Consider the following 18,057-nt stretch of genomic DNA (forward strand, 5'->3'; position numbering starts at 1 on the left):
CCATGCGTTTTCTCGAAGGCGTGGAGGAGAATTTCCGCTTCATGGTCCTCGAGGTGACCAAGCAGGTGGAGAACACCCTCAAGGTGCTCGAAAACCCCGACCCGAACCTCGTGGCCAAGATCGAAAGCCGCGACGACTACATCGACAACCTGAAAAGCGTCATCGAGAACAAGTGCTTCTCGCGCATCCACACGGGCTTCGGGGGCGACAAGCGCGCCATCGACCTGGCCCGGGCCGTGAACATCATCACGGCCAACCTGGAGCGCCTGGCCGACCACGCCGTGAACATCGTGATGCAGTCGCAGTACCTGCGCGACCCGAACTTCATCAAACGCTACGACTACAACGCCTTTTTCGTGGAGATCATCAAGGCCCTGCGTCTGGTGGTCAAGGCCCTCTACAGCCAGGACATCACCCTGGCCTTCAGGATCTGCCGCGCCGAGGTGACCCTGGACGCCCTGTTCAAGGCCAACTTCGACATGGTCCTGGCCGACCTGCGCCGGGGCGAGTCCCCGGAGAACTGCATCACCGCCCACAACATCTTCCGCTACCTGGAGCGCATGGGCGACACCATCCTGAACATCGGCGAGGCCATCATCTTCGCGGCCGTGGGCGAGAAGTTCAAGATCCACCAGTACGAGGCCCTCAAGGAGACCTTGACCGAACTCGGCCAGGAAGTGCCCATCACCGACGGCGAGTTCCAGTCCATCTGGGGCACGCGCTCGGGCTGCCGAATCGGCAAGATGGAGGCCGGGCGCAAGGGCGCGCGCTCGAGCGGCGTGCTCTTCAAGGAGGGCAACGCCGGGAAACTGAGCAACGAGGCCGAGAGCATCGCCCGCTGGGAGGCCGTGATGCCGGGCCTGCCGCCCAAGGTCCAGGCTTTCCACACGGACAACGACTCGGCCAGCATGCTCATGGAGTACCTGGGCGGCTGCACCTTCCAGGAGGTGGTGCTCACCGCGGCCCCGGACATCGCGGCCAACGCAGTGTTCATCCTGGAGCAGACCGTGCGCCACCTCTGGACCGAGACGCGCCGCGACTCGCCCGTGCGCGCGGGCTACCTGAAGCAGCTCACCCAGCGCCTGGACGACGTCTTCAGGATGCACCCCTCGTTCCAGTTCCCGGCCATGGACGTAGCGGGCGTGAAGACCGCCTCCTTCGAGGAGCTTCTGGAGCGCGCGAGCGCGATCGAGGCCGGGCTGGAGGCCCCCTTCAGCGTCTTCATCCACGGCGACTTCAACATCAACAACATCGTCTATAGCCACGAGGAACAGCGTATCCACTACATCGACCTGCACCGCTCGCGCGACTGCGACTACGTGCAGGACGTGTCCGTGTTCCTGCTCTCCAACTTCCGCATGCCCGTGCTGGACATGCTCCTGCGCTCGCGCCTGGAGCGCGTCATGCACTCGTTCCTCGCCTTCTCGCGCGATTTCGCGGCCGAGAACGGCGACGTCACCTTCGATGTTCGCCTGGGGCTGGGGCTGGCCCGGTCCTTCGTCACCTCCAGCCGGTTCGAGTTCAACCACCGCTTCTCGCGGGAGATGTTCCACCGGGGCGTCTACCTGATGCGCGGCCTGGACGCGCACCAAAAGGCCGGCCGGCCCTGGGAGGAGTACTTCCTCCCGCCGGACGTGCTCATCTACTGAACAACTGGAGCAGCGCATGAAAAGGATCGGTGTGGTCGGCATCCCGGACGGCTGGTCGTCCGAGATTCTGGCCGACGCATGCAAACGGCTCACGGGCTTCCGCCTGCTGGTGGACCTGGAGAAGGCCGTGCTGGACCTGGAAAAGGACACGGCCAGCTTCGGCGGGTACGACCTCATGGAGCTCGACGCGCTCATCGTCAAGAAGATCGCCCCGCAGTACTCCCCGGACGTGCTGGACCGCCTGGAGATGCTCAGGTTCCTGGAGCTCCGGGGCCTGCCCGTGTTCTCCAAGCCCTCGTCGATACTGAAGCTCATCGACCGCCTGAGCTGTACCGTGGCCCTGCGCGCAGCAGGGCTGCCCATGCCGCCCACCGTGGTCACCGAGGACCCCGGGGAGGCCCGCGAGGCCGTGGAGCGCTTCGGCAAGGCCGTTTTCAAGCCGCTGTACTCCACCAAGGCCCGGGGCATGGAGGTCATCACGGCCGGGCCAGGGGCGCTCGCGCGCATCCAAGCCTTCCAGGCCGCCGGAAACAAGGTGATGTACCTGCAGAAGATGCTCCCGCCCCTGGAAAAGGACCTGGGCGTCACCTTCCTCGGCGGAAACTACCTGGCCACCTACGCGCGCCAGTCCGGCGGGTCGAGCTGGAACACCACCACCAACGCGGGCGGCAGGTACGTGCCCCACGAGCCCTCGGGCGAGATCATCGCCCTGGCCGAAAAGGCCCAGGCGATCTTCGACATGGCCTTCACCTGCGTGGACGTGGCCGAGACAGCCGCAGGCCCCATCGTCTTCGAGGTCTCGGCCTTCGGGGGCTTCCGGGGGCTCCTGGACGCCTGCGGCGTGGACGCCGCCCAGGCCTACGCCGCCCACGTGCTGGAGAGCATATCATGACCGCTCAGACCGTTGCGGCCCTGGCCGCGCCCTTTCTGGAGCGCTCCCCCTGCGGCCACCTGCTCGAGCTGTCCTTCGGCTCCTTCCGCATCGACGTGCGCTCCAACGACGAGCGCCTGACCGCGTGGCTCGCGCGCTACTTCCGCGACTTCACGGCAACCGGCGGCCCGGCCCGGTGCGAGGTCTTCGCCGTGGAGTGCGACCCGCAGGACCTGGGCGTGGCCTACTCGGTCAAGGAGCCGGACGCGGGCAAGTTCAAGATCAAGGAGGAGTGGGCCGACCTGCCGGACGGGCGTATCGTGCGCAAGCGCCTGACCGGGATGCTCTTTCTTTTCGGCAAGGGCCGCAACGTGGCGCTCGGCCCCTGCATGGACAACCCCAACCAGGTGGTCAACTTCATCAACAACCGCTTCATCGAGCACAAGCTCGGCCAGGGCTGCCTGCTGGGCCACGCCGCTGGCGTGGCGCTGGGCGAGGCGGGCCTGGCCCTGGCCGGGTTCTCGGGCATGGGCAAGTCCACCCTGGCCCTGCACATGATGAACCTGGGGCTCGATTTCGTCTCCAACGACCGGGTGATGACCGGCCGCGCGGACGGGAAGCTCATGATGTGCGGCGTGGCCAAGATGCCCCGCGTGAACCCGGGCACCGTGCTGGGCAACCCGAGCCTGGCCGGGGTGATGTCCCTTGAGGACCGCGCCGCCTTCCAGGACCTGCCCCTGCCCGAGCTGTGGAACCTGGAGCACAAGTACGACGCCTACATCGACGAATGCTTCGGCCCGGGCCGCTTCAGGCTGGAGGCCCCCATGAAGGGCCTGGCCATCCTGAACTGGAAGCGCGGCGGGGCCGGGCTCCAAGTGGCCCGGGTGGACCTGGCCTCGCGCCGCGACCTTTTGCCCGCGTTCATGAAGAGCACCGGGCTCTTCTACGATTCGGGCAGCGGCATGCCCGTGCCCGATTTCTCTGAGGAGGCCTACGTCGAGGGCCTGGCGGGCTGCAGCGTGCTGGAGGTCACCGGCGGAACCGACTTCGAGAAGGCCGCGCGGGAGCTCGCGGAGTTTTTGAAAGGCTAGGAGGCCGGGGGCGCCGCCCCGGGGTCACCGCCAGGGGGAGAGGCCTGCCCCTGGACCCGGCTACGGGCTTCGCGTATTTCAGCATGGCAGGGTCATGAAGAAAGTCACCATCTCGCATACGGTCACGCTGCCCGATCCCGTGAAGATCGCGCGCTACCTCAAGGCCCCGGAGCTCGGCCCCAGGGCGCTCTTCTTCAGCGGCGGCACGGCCCTGCGCGACCTTTCGCGCGAGCTGGTGGCCTACACCCACAACTCCGTGCACCTGATCACGCCCTTCGACTCGGGCGGCTCCTCGGCCAAGCTGCGCCACACCTTCGGCATGCTCGCCGTGGGCGACCTGCGCAACCGGCTCATGGCCCTGGCCGACCGCACCCTGCACGGCAACCACGAGATCTACACCCTCTTCGCCCACCGCCTGCCCAAGGAACCGGGCCAGGAAGAGCTCCTGGCCATCCTCGAGAACATGATCGAGGGCCGCGACCCGCTGGTGGCCGCCGTGCCCGACCCCATGCGCAAGATCATCCGCTCGCACCTGAAGTTCTTCCGCCAGGCCATGGAAGGCCGGAACTTCAACCTCAAGGGCGCGAGCATCGGCAACCTGATCCTGGCGGGCGGGTTCTTCAACTACAACCGCCAGATAGACCCGGTGATCTACATGTTCACCATGCTGGTCAAGGCGCGCGGCACCGTGCGCCCGATCATCAACAAGGACCTGACCCTGGTGGCGGAGCTTGAGGACGGCACGACCCTCGCCGGGCAGCACCTGCTCACGGGCAAGGAGGCCGGGCCCATCGCCTCGCCGGTGAAGCGGGTGTACTTGAGCCGCAGCCAACAGGACACCGCCCCCGTGGAGGTGGCGGCCAGGCGCAAGGTCAAGGAGCTGATCCGCTCGTCCGAGCTGATTTGCTACCCCATGGGCAGCTTCTACTCGAGCCTTTTGGCCAACCTGCTGCCGCTGGGAGTGGGAGACGCCGTGGCCAAGGCGGACTGCCCCAAGGTCTTCGTGCCGAACCCTGCCGGCGATCCGGAGCAGCACGGCCTGGGGCTCGGCGACAGCGTGCGCAGGCTGCTCGAGTACCTACGGGCCAGCTGCGCCAAGCCAAGGCCCGTGGAGAGGCTCCTCAACTTCGTGCTCCTGGACCGAAACCACCCCTACCAAGCCCCGCTGGGGCTCAGGCAGATCGAGGCCATGGGCATCTCGGTCATCGAGGCGGACCTTCTGAGCCCTGAGAAAGCCCCGCTCTTCGACGAGCGCCGCGTGATCGAGAACATCCTCTCCCTGGCGTAGCTTCCGGATCTTCGGGTGGGGCGGGCCGCGCGCTCAGGCCACGTTCAGGGGCGGGGAGGCCGTAAGCCCCACCGGGCCGCGCCTGTCGCGCACCCAGACGTTGCCGGGCCTGCTCTTGGCGTATTTCTTCATTTCCGCCGAGCGCTGGGAGACCGACTCCAGGGTGCAGTTGCCGTGGCAGTCCACGATGGCCAGGGAGATGGACACGAACGGGAAGCGACCCTCCCTGCCGGAGCGGGCCCTGCCCACGATGAACCCGGCCGCGCGGTCCGCCTCGTCGTAGCAGTGGCGCACGATGCGCGCGAAGCAGCGGGTCACGGCCTTGCAGACGCGCTCGGCCTTGTCCGGCGTGGTGCAGACCACGAAGTCGTCCCCGCCCACGTGCCCCAGGAAGTCCCCGGGCGAGCCGTGCCTGCGCACGGCCCAGGCCAGCACGCGCGCGGCCAGCAGGATCACCTCGTCGCCGGCCTTGAACCCGTAGGAGTCGTTGTAGACCTTGAAGTTGTCCAGGTCCGCGTAAATGAAGCTCACGGGTTCGCCCGAGCCCACGCGCAGCTCCAGCTCGCGCTCGATGGCCACGTTGCCCGGCAGCCCGGAGAGGGGGTTGGCCCCCTTGGCCATCTCCATCTGCACCTGGGCCAGGGCGTCCAGGATCTTCTGCACCGAGGCGAGCCCGGCCAGCAGGCCGCCCTGGGTCACGAGCACGTGGTCGTAGACCTTGTAGCCCTCGCGGTTCATGGCGGCCTGGGCCACCATCTCCACGGGGGTGTTCCAGTCCACGATGAGCGGCTGGCTGTCCATGATCCTGGTCACGGGCCGGTTGGCGTAGAGGGCCAGGCCGTACTGGCTGGAGAGCACGTGGTCCATGCGGTGGCGCGTGACCAGGCCCACGGGCAGGCGGTTGGCCACCACGGCCACGGAGCTCACCTCGGGGTTCTGCTCGAAGTAGCGCTTCACGTCGCCCACGCTGGAGGAGGCCTGCACCTGGAAGGCCCCGTCCGCGTGGCTGCCGATGGGGCTCGAGCACTTGAGCTCCGTTGCCGTGCGCCTGCGCAGCCCCAGGATGATCTGGGCGGCCTCGGGCTCGATGTCCGGCCTGGGGGCCGCCGGGCGGGCCAGGAAGTAGCCCTGGCCGTAGTGCACGCCCATGGACACCAGCGAGGAGAGCTCCGTGGCGGTCTCGATGCCCTCGGCGATGATCTTGCAGCCGACCTTGTCGGAGAAGGTCAGGAAGGTCTCGATGAGCGCGCGCTTCACGGGGTTGGCGTCGATGCCCCGGATCAGCGACATGTCCAGCTTGATGAAGTCCGGCCTGATCTCGGCGATGGACCACAGCCCGGAATAGCCCGTGCCCACGTCGTCCACGGCCACCTTGTAGCCCTCGCCCCGGTAGTGGTCCAGGGTGCGGTGGAAGAGCGAGAAGTCCTTGGTGGAGTGGCGCTCCGTGATCTCGAGCACCACGTCGTGGGGTTCGAGCCCCAGCGATTCGAGCATCCTGAGCGTCTCGCCCGGGTTGAAGGACGGGTCCACCAGGGTGCGCGGGTGCACGTTCAGGAAGAGCTTGCGGCCGTTGGCGTCCTCCCCGAAGCCCTTCACGGCCGCCGTGCGGCAGGCGCGCTCCAGGGCGAAGACCTGCTCGTGCTCCTCGGCGAAGCCGAAGAGCATGGCCGGGCTCTCGAAGGCGCTCCCGGCCGGGCCGCGCGTCAGGGCCTCCCAGGCGAAGATGGTGCCGCCGCGCAGGTCCACGATGGGCTGGTAGACGCTGCGCACGCGCTGGGCGTCCACGATGGAACGGAACTCTTTGAGGAGCGTGGCCCCGGCCGGGTCCAGGCTGCCCCGGATCATCCTGTGGGCGTCGGCCAGGCCCTGGTGCAGGGCCTGCTCCAGGCGCACGCGCGACCCCGAGGGCAGCTGGGCCGCGCCCACGGCGATGTCCACGTCCTGGCCCGTGAGGTTCAGGGCCTCGCGCTTGAGCCTGGCGCGCAGGTTCAGGCGCAGGATGGAGCCCGTGTGCAGCAGGTGCTCCGTGGCCGTGGGGCCTGGCGCGCCGAGCACCAGCAGGAACTTGTCGCCGTCGATGCGGTCGATGAGCGTCAGCGGCAACCCCTGCACCTTCTCGCGCGCAAGCTCGCGCAGGATGCGCTCGGCCGCCAGGCTCAGGGCCTCGGCGATCTCGGGGCCATAGATTTTGGTGAAGATATAGAAATCCTGTATCTCGAACAGCAGAAGGCTGACCGTGCCCCCGCCCGCGCGCAGCCGTTCGATGCCTGAACGGTTGGACCCGTCGAGCGCGCACAGCGTGCTGGAGGCCCTGGCCGGTTGCTGGGAGCGCGAGAGCAGGCCGCCGATCCTGGGCTTCAGGTCCGTGATGCTGATGAGCATGTTGGGGAAATATCCCTAACGCGGCGCAGAGAGTGGCGGGCCTGTGAAATCGCGGTGAAGAAACCGATGCGCGCCGGGCGCTTGCCGCATGGGTTGCAAACGGCGCGCGCTGGCCGTAGAACGCGTTCATCAGGGAAAAGGGGAGGCCCATGGCAGGCGGCAAGGACTTCTTCGACGACTTCTACACCGAAACCATGATCGAGATGGCCGAGAACTTCTTTTCCCGGCGCAGGGAAATGGAGGCCAGGCTCGAGGGTTTCCAGCGCCTCGCGGAGGAGGTGCGCTCAAACGCCGTGAAGGCTCTCAGGCGCTGGGGCACGCTTTTTTCGCTGCTGGTGGACGAGGACGAGGCCACTTCGTTCTTCGCGGGCCTGGGCCTGGACGTCTCCCAACTGCCCGGGCTGGCCGCCGCCGTGGGCGAGCCCTGGCGCTTCCGGCCCGTGTTCGCCCTGACCGACGCCGGGCGCTACCGCAAGAGCCTGCGCTACGCCTACGAGGCCGCGCGCCAGGCCACCCTGGACTACAACGAGGGAGCCTACGCCCCGGACCCGAAGAACCCGCTCAAGAAGATGCTCACGCCCAACTTCGCGCACCTGAAGGACATGGCCGCCAAGATCAACGCCGAAGTGGAGGCCGTGAACACCGCCCAGAGCCCGTCCACGGTGCTGGCCTACTGCAAGTCCCTGGACCCTGCGGAGATGGAGCGCGAGAACATCGCCGGGGCCGTGGCGGGTGGGGACGCCTGCCGCATCGACAAGGACCTGGCCTTCAAGCCGGTGGATTTTTCTTCCCTGGCCCTGCCCGAGTTGCCTAGCCCGCCGCCCCTGGAGGACGTGCAGCGCGCCCTGGACCGGCTGGGGGACCGCATCTTCTCCGCACGGCGCGAGGACGCCCTGCGCGCCCTGCGCTACGTCACGGCGCGCTAGCGCGGCGCCGCTCCCGCGCTAGCAGTGACGGCCCGGAGGCGGCGGGCCCGGGCCTGGCGATCAGATGTCCCCGCCCGGGGCGAAGCGGCGCAGCCACAGCTCCAGCGCGGCCAGGGCCCACAGGCGCTTGCCGTGGTCCTCGCGTCCCTTCGCGTGCTCGTCCAGGAGCCTCGCGATTTCCTCAGGCCTGAAATACCTCTTCGCCGCGATTCCCCCCAGCAGAAGCTCCCGGCTCCACGCCGCGAGCCCGCCGCGCAGCCACTTGCCCACGGGCACGCCGAAGCCCTGCTTGCCCTGGGCCGTGACCTCCGGGGGCAAAAGGTCCGCGAAGGCCTTGCGAAGGAGGTACTTGCCCGTGCGGCCCCTGACCTTGAGGCCAACGGGCAGGCGCGCGGCCCACTCGGCCAGCACGTGGTCCAGAAGCGGCGAACGCCCCTCCAGGCCGTGGGCCATGGCCATGCGGTCGGCCTTCACCAGCAGGTCCCCGGGCAGGTAGGTGGCGAGGTCCACGGCCAGGGTGCGGTCCAGGAAGCTCACGGCGTCCGCGCCGTCGAAGGCCCGGGCCAGGAGCCCCACCGGGTCGGCCTGGGGCGCCACTCCGGCCCGCCAGAGCCCGCGCGCGGCCTCGGGCGCGAAGTAAGAGCCCCAGCGCACGATGCTGGCCTTGGGGCTCGTTGCCGCCACCTGGGAGAGGCGCTTAAGCGCCGCGGTCCAGTCCTTCTCGATGGGCTTGTCCCCGCGCGAGGGCAGAAGCCCGGCCAGGGCCGGGACCAGCCGCCCGGTGACGAAGCCCGGCAGCGCGCAATAGAGCCTGGCCAGCCGGTCCAGCCAGTAGCGCTGGTAGCCCGCGAAGAGCTCGTCCCCGCCGTCGCCGTTCAATGCCACGGTGACCTTTTGGCGGGTCTGCATGGCCAAAAACCACGAGGGCAGGGCGGAGGGGTCCGCGAAGGGCTCGCCCGCATGGGCCACCACGGCCTCCAGGGTGTCGGGCACGTGGCCGTACTCCACCATGAATTCCGTGTGCTCCGTGCCGTAGCGCTGGGCCACGGCGCGGGCCTTGTGCAACTCCGAGAAGGCCTCCTCGGCGAAGCCGATGGAGAAGGTCTTCACCGGGGCGTCCGAGAGCCCGGCCATGAGCGCGGTTACGATGCTCGAATCGATGCCGCCCGAGAGGTGCGCGCCGAGCGGCACCTCGGACATCAGGCGCATGCGCGTGCAGTCCGTGAGCAGCGCGCGAAGCTCCAGGGCGAGGTCCTCCTCGCCGGCAGTGGCCTTGGGCTCGAAGCGTAGCGACCAGTAGCGACGCGTCTCCACCCGGCCGTCCCGGTACGTGAGAGTGTGCGCGGCGGGCAGCTTGCGCAGGGCGCGAAACGCGCTCAAGGGGTCGGGCACGTACTGGAGCGTGAGGTAGAGCCCGATGGCCTCCAGGTCCGGCTCGCGGGAGATTCCGGGGAAGGCCAGCAGGGCCGCCGGTTCCGAGGCGAAGAGGAAGTGGCCCTCGTGGTGGGCGTAATAGAAGGGTTTCTTGCCCAGGCGGTCGCGCGCGGCGAAGAGCGTTTCGTTCTTCTCGTCCCAGATGGCGAAGGCGAACATGCCGCGAAGCCTGTCCACGCAGGCCGGGCCGTACTGCTCGTAGGCGTGGACGATAACCTCGGTGTCCGAGGCGGTGGCGAAGGCGTGGCCCTTGGTCTCGAGCTCGCGGCGAAGCTCCAGGTGGTTGTAGATTTCGCCGTTGAAGACGATGCGCACCGACCCGTCCTCGCCCCCCATGGGCTGGTCGCCGGTGGCTAGGTCGATGATGGCCAGGCGGCGGTGGGCGAGCCCGGCCCGGCCGCGCATCTCCACGCCCTGGCCGTCCGGCCCCCGGTGGGCGATGGCCAGGGCCATGCGAGAGAGCGTCTCGCGGTCCGGGGCCTGCCCAGTGGGCGCGATGATTCCGGCTATGCCGCACATGATGGTGGTCCCCTACGCCCCGGCCTTGGCGCGGGCGAGCGAAAGAAGCTCCAGGTAGCGCGCCGCCGTGGCGGACCAGGAGTAGTTGGCCAGCACGCGCGTGCGCGCGGCCTCGCCCATGCGCTGGCGAAGCGCGGCGGCCTCCCCGGGCCCTCGCGGGGCGGACAAGTCAAAATCCGCTCCATTGCTTGATCCGGAAAGGACGCTTTCCGGTAACTTATCGTAAATTCCAAGAAGCAGCGCCACGGCCCGGGCCAGCTCCACGGCCGATTCCGGGGCCGTGAGCAGGCCCGTTTCCCCGGGCAGCACCAGCTCCTCGCTGCCCGCGATGCGCGTGGCCACCACGGGCAGGCCCGAGGCCATGGCCTCCAGCACCGCGTTGGGCATGCCCTCGTCGCGCGAGGGGAAGACGTAGAGGTCCATCCGGGAAAGCTCCCGGGCCAGCTCCTCGCGGTGCATCCAGCCCCGGAAGCGCATCTTGCCGGAGAGCCCCAGCGAGCGCGCCCGCTGCTCCAGGCCCTCGCGCATGGGGCCGTCACCGGCCAGGTGCAGCTCGAAGGGTGCGTCGGCAGGCAGGTGGCCCAGGGCTTCCAGCAGCACGTCCAGGCCCTTCTGGTGGACGAGCCTGCCGTGGAAGAAGAGCCTAGCCGGGCCGGGCTCGCGTTCTCCCCTGCGCGGCCGGAAGAGTTCGGTGTCCGCGCCGTTGGGGATCACCGGGTAGTCGAGCCCGGGTTCGAAGGCCCGGGCAAGCGCGGCCAGCCCCTGGCTGTTGGGCGCCACGGCGCAGGCTCCGCGCCACAGGAAGCGGATCAGGGGGCCCGTGAGCTTGTGCATGCGCGCTAGGTCGTAGGGCTGGAAGCCCGGCACGTCGCCCCCGCGCAGGGAAACGCAGTAGGGCACGGAGCCCATGGCCTTGAGGAGCCACGCGGCAGGGCCGCAGGGGACGCCGAAGAAGGCCAGGGCCGCGCCCGGCTTGAAGGCGCGTGCGGCCAGGGGGGCGAACACGCAGGCCGAGGCCATGAACACGGCCATCTCCCAAGCCGCGCACTTCTCCTCGAAGCGCCTGACCGTGGGGATGCGCCGGATCGTGAACCCGCCCACGGTTTCCACCTTGGGCAGCCCCTTGAAGGCCGAGGTGAGCACCAGGACCTTGGCGCCGAGCCTGGCCATCTCCCTGGCGATGTGCGCGGTGGCGTTGCCCGCGCCGCCGCCCAGGGGCGGGTACTCGTAGTTGATCATGAGCACGCGCATCACGCGGCCTCCGAACGGTGGCGCGAGAGCACCCACAGGTTCCACAGGGCCAGGCGGTGGTCCGCGAGCCCGCGCCTGTGCTCGCCCTCCAGGCGCGCCACAGTGCCCCTGTCGATGCACCCGGGCAGCCCGGCCGGGTCGATCCCGAGCCTGCCCAGGCTGAACCACAGCCCCACCGGCGCGCCGAAGCCCTTCTTGCGCCGGTCGAGGATGTCGGCGGGCAGCACGGGCTCAAGGGCCTTCTTGAGGATGTATTTCCCCCTGCCGTTTTTGAACTTGAAGCGGTGCGGGATGCGCCTGGCGAAATCGGCCACCTCGATGTCCAGGAACGGCGCGCGGACCTCCAGGGAGTTCATCATGCTCGCGCGGTCCACCTTGGCCAGGATGGCGTCCTGGAGGTAGAAGCGCGTGTAGAACTCCAGGGTCTTGTCCGTGAGCTCCGTTGCGGGCGTCTCGTCCCAGGCCTCTATGGCCTCGGAGTAGATTTCCTCGGGGCCGATGCGCCGCCCGAGAAGCTCGCCCAGGAGCCCGGGGGCGGCCGGGCCGAGCCAGACCGGGTTCCACAGGGGCATGGGGTGGGAGAGCCCCGCGAGGAAGCGGTTGACCTTGAAGGAAAAATGCATGTTGGAGTGGCCGACCGGCAGCCGCGCGGCCAGGGCCACCAGCGCCCGGTGCACGGGCCTGGGGCAGAGCGCGGCGTAGGCCTTGGCCGCGCCCAGGGCCTTGAAGGGGTCGTAGCCGGCGAAGAGTTCGTCCGCGCCGTCGCCGCCGAGGGCCACGGTGACGTGCCTGCGCGTCTCGCGGCAGAGCAGGTACGTGGGCAGAAGCGAGCTGTCGCCCATGGGCTCGTCCAGGTTCGCGGCCAGTTCCGGCAGGATGGAGAGGGCCTTGTCCAGGCTCAGGGTGTCGAGTTGGTGCCTGGTTCGGAAGAGCGCGGCGGCCCGGGCGCTGTACTCCGATTCGTCGAAGCTCGCCTCGGTGAAGCCCACGGAGAAGGTGCTCAGGCCATCCACGTGGCGCGAGGCAAAGGCCGTGACCGCAGAAGAGTCGATGCCGCCGGAGAGGAACACCCCCAGGGGCACGTCGCTCATGAGCCTGCGCTTCACGGCCCGGTCGATCAGCTCGCGCAGCTCCTCCCCCCACGCGGCCTCGGGGTTCTTCGGCAGCGAGTCGAAGGGTTCGATGGCGAAGGACCAGTAGCGCGAGGGCTTCGAGGAGAAATCAGCGAGGTCGACCGTGAGGTTCCAGCCGCCGGGCAGCTTGGACACGCCGGAATAGAGCGAGCGCGGGGCCGGGATGAAGCCGTAGGCGAAGTACTTGGCCAGGGAGAGTTCGTCCACGCTCGAGGGCGTGAGCGGGTGCTTCGCCAGCGCCGAGAGCTCGGAGGCGAAGGCGAAGAAGCCCGGGCGCAGGTGGTAGTAGAGGGGCTTCTTGCCGAAGCGGTCGCGCGAGAGGAAGAGCAGGCCGCGCGCCGCGTCGTGCAGGGCGAAGGCCCACATGCCGTTCAGCCTTTCGGGCAGGGCCTCGCCCCATTCGCGCCAGCCGTGCAGGAGCACTTCAGTGTCGCAGTGGCTGGTGGCGAAGCGGTGGCCCCTGGCTTCGAGTTCGCGGCGCAGCTCGGCGTGGTTGTAGATCTCGCCGTTGAAGGTGACGCAGAGCCCGCCGTCAACCGTGCGCATGGGCTGTGCGCCCGAGGCCAGGTCCACGATGGCCAGCCTGCGGTGGGCCATGCGCAGGCCCTGCCCCGGGTGGTGGTAGGCCCCCTCGCCGTCCGGCCCCCGGTGGGCCATGCGCCGGTTCATGGCCGCGAGGTCGTCGTCGCCTCCCGGCCCGGCGAAGCCGCAGATGCCGCACATCCGGGTGTCAGTCCCCGTCGTCGTCGCAGTTGCAGGTCCTGTCCACGATGTATGTCGGCTTGTCCTGCGACTCGTGGTAGGTGCGCATGAGGATTTCCGCGATGAGGCCCATGAAGATGGACATGAAGCCCATGAGGAAGAACATGGTCACGGCCAGGGGCAGCGGCGTTTCGATGAAGCTCTTGTTGTTCACCAGCTTGTGGTAGAGCATGAGCAGAAACAGCAGGAACGACATGCCCACGAACCCGAGGCCCACGCCGCCGAAAAGGTACATCGGCTTCTGGGCGTACTTGTCCAGGAACTTGACCACCATCAGGTCCAGGATGACCTTGATGGTGCGCTCGATGCCGTACTTGGAGACCCCGCGCACGCGCGGGTGGTGCGTGACGCCCACCTCCGTGACCTTGGCCCCCTGCCAGGTGGCGTAGATGGGCACGAAGCGGTGCATCTCGCCGTAGAGCTTCACGCCCTTGATGATCTCCTTGCGGTAGGCCTTGAGCGAGCAGCCGTAGTCGTGCAGGTGCACGCCGGAGATGCGCGAGATGACGAAGTTGGCCACGCGGCTGGGCAGGTTGCGTTTGAGCGGGTGGTCCTGCCTGTCCTTGCGCCAGCCCGAGACCACGTCGTAGCCCTCGTCGAGCTTGGCCAGGAGCTTGGGGATGTCCGCCGGGTCGTTCTGCAGGTCGCCGTCCATGGGGATGAGGATGTCCCCGCTGGCAGCGTCGATGCCCGCCATCATGGCCGGGGTCTGGCCGAAGTTGCGGCGCAGGTGGATGACCTTCACGTGCTCGTCAACGCGGGCCACGTCCTCCAACTGCTCGGCCGTGGCGTCCGTGGAGCCGTCGTTGACCAGGATGACCTCGTAGGGGTGCCCCAGGGCGCCCAGCACTTCCGAGAGGCGGGCGTGCAGAGGCAGCACGTTGCCCTCTTCGTTGTACATCGGGATGATGATGGAAAGCGATGCTCTTTTACTCATGTTGGGTCCGCCACTACACCAGAAGTTGCCGGGGCATCAAGCCTGGGCGGAACGGGCGCGGCCGCTTCAACGGCCGTCCCGGCCCAGGCGCAGGGGGCGCAGGTCGATGAGGAAGGCCCCGGGGACCAGGGGGACGCGGGCGAGCGTCGGGTCGTCCAGGGCGGCGAAGCCAGCCTGGCCAGCCGCCGACTGCCTGATGCGCGCCCCGTAGGGCTCGAAGAAGGGCTTGCCCGAGAGGAAGGACGGCTCGAAGCGCGAGGCCTCCACCAGGAGGAAATCCGCTCCGGACTCGCGCGCGAAGCGTTCGAGCCCTTCCCGGTCCTTGGCGTAGTAGGCCTCGAAGAACGCGTCCAGGCGCTTGCCGTACTGCTCCCAGTAGCCCCGGCTCCAGGGGTGGGCCAGCTCGAAGGTGGCGTGGGCGTTGCGCCGGGCGAAGGTCATCACGTTGTCCATGGTGTCCGGGTGCCCGGCCAGGACGGCGTCCTTTGGCGTGGCCGCCTCCACGGCGGCGTAGAGCGGAGCCTGGGGGGAGTAGTCGTACAGGGCGACGTCGTGCAGCCTGAGCGCGCCCAGGAGCGCGGCCAGGGCCAGGGCCCCGGTCCCGAAAAGCCTGCCTCTGCCGAGCCTTGCCAGCGCGGCCGTGGCGCACGCGGCCAGGAGCACGGCGTAGAGGAGGTTCACGGGATACTGCACGTAGCGGTCCGGCACGAAGAGCTTGAAGGCAAGCGCGCGCGACACCGCGTAGAACGCGAGGAACGACGCCGCCGTCCAGCCGAGCGGTGAAAGCGCCCGGCCAAGCCCGCGCCAAACCACGGCCCGGCCTCCGTACCAAAGCGCGGGAGCCAGGAGGACAAGGCTCGCGATGCCCGCGAACAGGCCCCACTCCTTGAACATGCCGATGCGCTCGAAGGGGTAGTAGACGAAATCCAGGAAGGGATTCGGCAGGGGAACCAGGTCCAGGCGGCCGTCGGGGCCGAATTCAGGGCGCCCGGCTGTTTCGGCGAGGCTGACCAGCGGGCCGAAGCCCTTGGCGGAGTAGGCCAGGGTGAAGCCGATCACGGCTGCGGCGCAGCAGCCGTACACGACATAGGCCCTGCGGCCCTCAAGCCAGAACGGGGCGTGGCCCCGGATCAGGTCCGCGCCCCGGCGCAGGGCCAGGGCGGCGGCGCAGGGCAGGAAGATGTAGGGGATGAAGAGCGCCTGGAGGGCGAGCACCAGGCCCATGAAGCGCCCGCCCGAAAGCCAGGACAGGCAGAACGCGGCCAAAAGCGGGCTCGCGAAGGCCCGGGAGAGCCCGCCGGAGATGTTCTCGAGAAAAAACGGAAGGAGCCAGCCCATGGCAACGCCCGCCGCGAAGGCCGCCCGCCCGGCCGTGCGCGAGGCCATGGCTCCCAGGAGCAGGCACTGGGCCGTGAAGAGCAGCCCCGCCACCCAGACGCTGAAGTTCAGGGGGTTCGTGAAGAACGCGCCCAGGCGGTAGAGGGCCTTGATCCCCCAGGGCACGTAGGCCTCGGAGTAGTCGTTGAGCAGGCTTGGCGGGTAGAGCGCCGGGTCCAGCCAGCGCTGCATCCAGTAGAGCTGCTGGCGGACGTCGTCGTTGACGGCGAAGGGGTTGGCGAAGCCCGCGTGGTGGGCGAAGGCGAACACTGCGGCGCTCGCGAGCGCGGCCAGGGCGAGCCTGACCGGTGCGCCGCACGCGTGCGGGGAACGGGCGTCCTGGGCCGGGCCAGGGGCGCCCGGATCAGATCTCCCTGTCATAGAGCCGGAACGTGCGCCACTTCCTGCCGCCGAACATCTGCAGGGTCTTGTTCCATTTGACCAGCGATTCCGGGATCAGCGAGCAGTCGCACCAGCCGCCGGACTTTTCCCAGCGGGCCAGGTTGATCATGATGTTGAGTATCAGGGCGTGGTGGAGCTTGCGCCACTGGTGAGACTTCTTGACGCCCATGATGATCGCCCTGGCCGCCTTGAGCGGGGCCACGCGGCAGTCCCAGTAGAGGCGCAGCATCCCCAGAAGGCCGAGCTTGCCGCCGGTCTTGTGCAGGGTGTGGTTGATGTCCGGGGCCACCACGCTGAAGGCCAGGATCTCGCCGTTCTCCTCGATGAAGCTGACCAGCTCCGGGCGCAGGATGGGCTTCAACTGCATGAAGGCGTCGTTGAACTGGGCCTCGGTCAGCGGGACGTGCCCCCAGTTCTTGTCCCAGAGGGTGTTGAACATCTCGAGCACCTCGGGGGCGCGCGTGATGAACTCGCTGGTCTTGCCCTGGGTGATGGTCAGCCCGGCCGCGGCCAGGATCTCGTCGCGGCGCTTGATAAGCTCCTCCAGGGGCGCGGGGAGCTTGTCGATGATGTAGGCGAACCAGTCGAAGCACTTCTTGAAGCCGAACCCCTCCACGAGCTTCTCGAAGTAGGGGTGGTTGTAGGAGTGGAACATCACCGGACGCTGGTGGTAGCCGTCGATGAGCAGGCCCACCTCGTCGTAGATGCCGAAGGAGAGCGGCCCCAGGATGCGCGTCTTGCCCTTGGCCTTGACCCAGGCCGAGGCCGCCTGGAACAGGGCGTCCGCCACCTGCTGGTCGTCGATGCTCTCGAAGAAGCCGAAGAAGCCCGTGTGCGTGTCGTGGTGCTTCTCGTAGGCGAAGTTCAGGTGTGCGCTGATGCGCCCCACGTTCCTGCCGTCCTTGACCGCCAGGAAGTACTGGGCCTCGCCGACCTCGAAGAACGGGCCGGTCTTGGGGTCCAGGAGCTTGCGCAGGTGGGGGACCACCGGAGGAACCCAGTGGGGGTCCCCCTCGTAGATGTCGAACTGGACCTGGATGAAGGCGTCCAGGCCCTTTTCCGGAGATACGGGGACGATGGTCAGGGACATGCTATTTCTTGGGGATGATGGTCATCTGCGCCTTGAGGCCTTCCTTGAGCTGGTAGTCGGCGTTGGGCAGGGTGAGTTCGATGTCGTAGTAGGAGGGCTGCTGGAGCGCCGTGGGGATCGGGGCCCAGGGGATGCGGCTCACGGTGGCGGTGAACTCCTTGCCGGGCAGGGAGTCGAAGGTCACCTTGGCCTGGTCCCCGAGGTTCAGGCGCAGGGCCTCGATCTCGTGCACCTGGGCGCGGATGATGATCGGGTCCAAGATGCCCACCTGGAAGAGCTCGATCTCGCGGGAGAGCTTCACGCCCGGGCGCAGCTCCGGGTTGACCCAGAGCACGTAGCCGTCGGCCGGGGCGGTGACGATGCCGTCCTTGGGCAGGTTGCCGAAGTCGGCCTTGGAGCCGAAGCGCTCGCGGGCCAGCTCCAGGCGCTGCTGGGCCTGCTCCCTTTCCACGGCGAGCTTTTCCTGCAGGGCGGCGCGCAGCTTCTGCTGCACGTCCATCTCCTGGGCGTTGAGGCTCAGGGCCTGGGAGGTGGCCATGTTCTGCTTGGCCATGACCTCGAGCTCCTGCCTCTTGGCCTTGAGCTTGTCGATCTCCCTGGCGTTGGCGGCCAGCTGGTGCTCCAGGTCCTTGACCGAGGCCAGCGTCAGGCCGCGCTTCTCGGCCATGCGCGTCTCCACGGGGATCTCGAAGGTGGCCAGGACCTCGCCCTTGCGCACCTTCTGGCCGATCTTGGCGCTCAGCGTCATGATCTGCGAAGTGTAGGGCAGGGCCACGGGCAGCTTCATGGGGCTGTAGAGCTTGCCCGCGAAGATGATCTCCTGCGCCGAGGGGGAAGGCGTGGCGGCCGGGGCCGGAACCTGCGGGGCCGGGGCGGTCTGCGCCTGGGCGCCGCCTGGCAGGGCGAAGGCGGCCAGGGCCGCCATGAGGACGAGGGCTTTCATGT

13 protein-coding genes are annotated in these 18,057 nt (G+C 68.4%); 5 read left to right on the plus strand and 8 right to left on the minus strand.

What is annotated here, in order from left to right; all coding sequences use genetic code 11:
• Positions 1-2 precede the first annotated feature (2 nt).
• The 4 genes from ACZ5V4_RS10770 (at position 3) to ACZ5V4_RS10785 (ending at position 4,899) form a co-directional block, all read left to right on the plus strand.
• Positions 3-1,649, plus strand: coding sequence for a PhoU domain-containing protein (locus ACZ5V4_RS10770; protein WP_464314860.1), 1,647 nt, complete (start codon positions 3-5; stop codon positions 1,647-1,649).
• A gap of 16 nt (positions 1,650-1,665) precedes the next feature.
• Positions 1,666-2,541: a GAK system ATP-grasp enzyme gene (locus tag ACZ5V4_RS10775; RefSeq protein ID WP_464314861.1), complete on the plus strand. Its 876-nt coding sequence runs from the start codon at positions 1,666-1,668 to the stop codon at positions 2,539-2,541.
• A complete protein-coding gene (locus ACZ5V4_RS10780; protein ID WP_464314862.1) occupies positions 2,538-3,611 on the plus strand; it encodes an HprK-related kinase B in 1,074 nt (357 codons plus the stop codon). The genes ACZ5V4_RS10775 and ACZ5V4_RS10780 overlap by 4 nt, the downstream gene beginning before the upstream one ends.
• A 94-nt stretch (positions 3,612-3,705) precedes the next feature.
• Complete coding sequence (locus ACZ5V4_RS10785; protein ID WP_464314863.1) at positions 3,706-4,899, plus strand: GAK system CofD-like protein; 1,194 nt, start codon at positions 3,706-3,708, stop codon at positions 4,897-4,899.
• A gap of 33 nt (positions 4,900-4,932) precedes the next feature.
• On the opposite strand, the gene ACZ5V4_RS10790 is transcribed toward ACZ5V4_RS10785, so the two are convergent.
• On the minus strand, positions 4,933-7,281 hold the full coding sequence (locus tag ACZ5V4_RS10790) for an EAL domain-containing protein (RefSeq protein WP_464314864.1): 2,349 nt from the start codon (positions 7,279-7,281) through the stop codon (positions 4,933-4,935).
• Between the two features lie 149 nt (positions 7,282-7,430).
• Between ACZ5V4_RS10790 and ACZ5V4_RS10795 the strand changes: the two genes are divergently transcribed.
• The gene (locus ACZ5V4_RS10795) at positions 7,431-8,207 is read left to right on the plus strand and encodes a hypothetical protein (RefSeq protein ID WP_464314865.1); all 777 of its coding nucleotides are present in this window, start codon (positions 7,431-7,433) and stop codon (positions 8,205-8,207) included.
• A 60-nt stretch (positions 8,208-8,267) separates the two neighbouring features.
• Here ACZ5V4_RS10795 and asnB (ACZ5V4_RS10800) read toward each other — a convergent pair whose 3' ends face one another.
• The 7 genes from asnB (ACZ5V4_RS10800) to ACZ5V4_RS10830 all read right to left on the minus strand — a co-directional run bounded on the left by asnB (ACZ5V4_RS10800) (position 8,268) and on the right by ACZ5V4_RS10830 (position 18,055).
• Positions 8,268-10,160, minus strand: a complete 1,893-nt coding sequence (gene asnB, locus ACZ5V4_RS10800; protein ID WP_464314866.1) for an asparagine synthase (glutamine-hydrolyzing) — start codon at positions 10,158-10,160, stop codon at positions 8,268-8,270.
• 12 nt (positions 10,161-10,172) lie between these two features.
• On the minus strand, positions 10,173-11,411 hold the full coding sequence (locus ACZ5V4_RS10805) for a glycosyltransferase family 4 protein (RefSeq protein ID WP_464317826.1): 1,239 nt from the start codon (positions 11,409-11,411) through the stop codon (positions 10,173-10,175).
• Positions 11,411-13,267: an asparagine synthase (glutamine-hydrolyzing) gene (gene asnB, locus ACZ5V4_RS10810; protein WP_464314867.1), complete on the minus strand. Its 1,857-nt coding sequence runs from the start codon at positions 13,265-13,267 to the stop codon at positions 11,411-11,413. Before asnB (ACZ5V4_RS10810) ends, ACZ5V4_RS10805 begins: the two co-directional genes overlap by 1 nt.
• Positions 13,268-13,274: 7 nt before the next feature.
• A complete protein-coding gene (locus ACZ5V4_RS10815) occupies positions 13,275-14,243 on the minus strand; it encodes a glycosyltransferase family 2 protein (protein ID WP_464314868.1) in 969 nt (322 codons plus the stop codon).
• A 66-nt stretch (positions 14,244-14,309) separates the two neighbouring features.
• Positions 14,310-16,001 carry a hypothetical protein gene (locus ACZ5V4_RS10820; RefSeq protein ID WP_464314869.1) on the minus strand — a complete coding sequence of 564 codons (1,692 nt, stop codon included), beginning with the start codon at positions 15,999-16,001 and terminating at the stop codon, positions 14,310-14,312.
• A complete protein-coding gene (locus ACZ5V4_RS10825; protein WP_464314870.1) occupies positions 15,985-17,112 on the minus strand; it encodes a hypothetical protein in 1,128 nt (375 codons plus the stop codon). The genes ACZ5V4_RS10820 and ACZ5V4_RS10825 overlap by 17 nt, the downstream gene beginning before the upstream one ends.
• Position 17,113: 1 nt before the next feature.
• Positions 17,114-18,055, minus strand: coding sequence for an efflux RND transporter periplasmic adaptor subunit (locus ACZ5V4_RS10830; RefSeq protein ID WP_464314871.1), 942 nt, complete (start codon positions 18,053-18,055; stop codon positions 17,114-17,116).
• Positions 18,056-18,057 lie beyond the last annotated feature (2 nt).

The organism is Fundidesulfovibrio sp. YSD1, assembly GCF_055397115.1.

Excerpts from the sequence above, each read along its gene's own strand:
- ACZ5V4_RS10820 (WP_464314869.1), bottom strand. The coding sequence starts at position 16,001 with ATGACAGGGAGATCTGATCCGGGCGCCCCTGGCCCGGCCCAGGACGCC.
- ACZ5V4_RS10825 (WP_464314870.1), bottom strand. The coding sequence starts at position 17,112 with ATGTCCCTGACCATCGTCCCCGTATCTCCGGAAAAGGGCCTGGACGCC.
- ACZ5V4_RS10815 (WP_464314868.1), bottom strand. The coding sequence starts at position 14,243 with ATGAGTAAAAGAGCATCGCTTTCCATCATCATCCCGATGTACAACGAA.
- ACZ5V4_RS10770 (WP_464314860.1), top strand. The coding sequence starts at position 3 with ATGCGTTTTCTCGAAGGCGTGGAGGAGAATTTCCGCTTCATGGTCCTC.
- ACZ5V4_RS10830 (WP_464314871.1), bottom strand. The coding sequence starts at position 18,055 with ATGAAAGCCCTCGTCCTCATGGCGGCCCTGGCCGCCTTCGCCCTGCCA.
- ACZ5V4_RS10795 (WP_464314865.1), top strand. The coding sequence starts at position 7,431 with ATGGCAGGCGGCAAGGACTTCTTCGACGACTTCTACACCGAAACCATG.
- ACZ5V4_RS10805 (WP_464317826.1), bottom strand. The coding sequence starts at position 11,411 with ATGCGCGTGCTCATGATCAACTACGAGTACCCGCCCCTGGGCGGCGGC.
- asnB (WP_464314866.1), bottom strand. The coding sequence starts at position 10,160 with ATGTGCGGCATAGCCGGAATCATCGCGCCCACTGGGCAGGCCCCGGAC.
- ACZ5V4_RS10775 (WP_464314861.1), top strand. The coding sequence starts at position 1,666 with ATGAAAAGGATCGGTGTGGTCGGCATCCCGGACGGCTGGTCGTCCGAG.
- ACZ5V4_RS10790 (WP_464314864.1), bottom strand. The coding sequence starts at position 7,281 with ATGCTCATCAGCATCACGGACCTGAAGCCCAGGATCGGCGGCCTGCTC.
- ACZ5V4_RS10780 (WP_464314862.1), top strand. The coding sequence starts at position 2,538 with ATGACCGCTCAGACCGTTGCGGCCCTGGCCGCGCCCTTTCTGGAGCGC.
- asnB (WP_464314867.1), bottom strand. The coding sequence starts at position 13,267 with ATGTGCGGCATCTGCGGCTTCGCCGGGCCGGGAGGCGACGACGACCTC.
- ACZ5V4_RS10785 (WP_464314863.1), top strand. The coding sequence starts at position 3,706 with ATGAAGAAAGTCACCATCTCGCATACGGTCACGCTGCCCGATCCCGTG.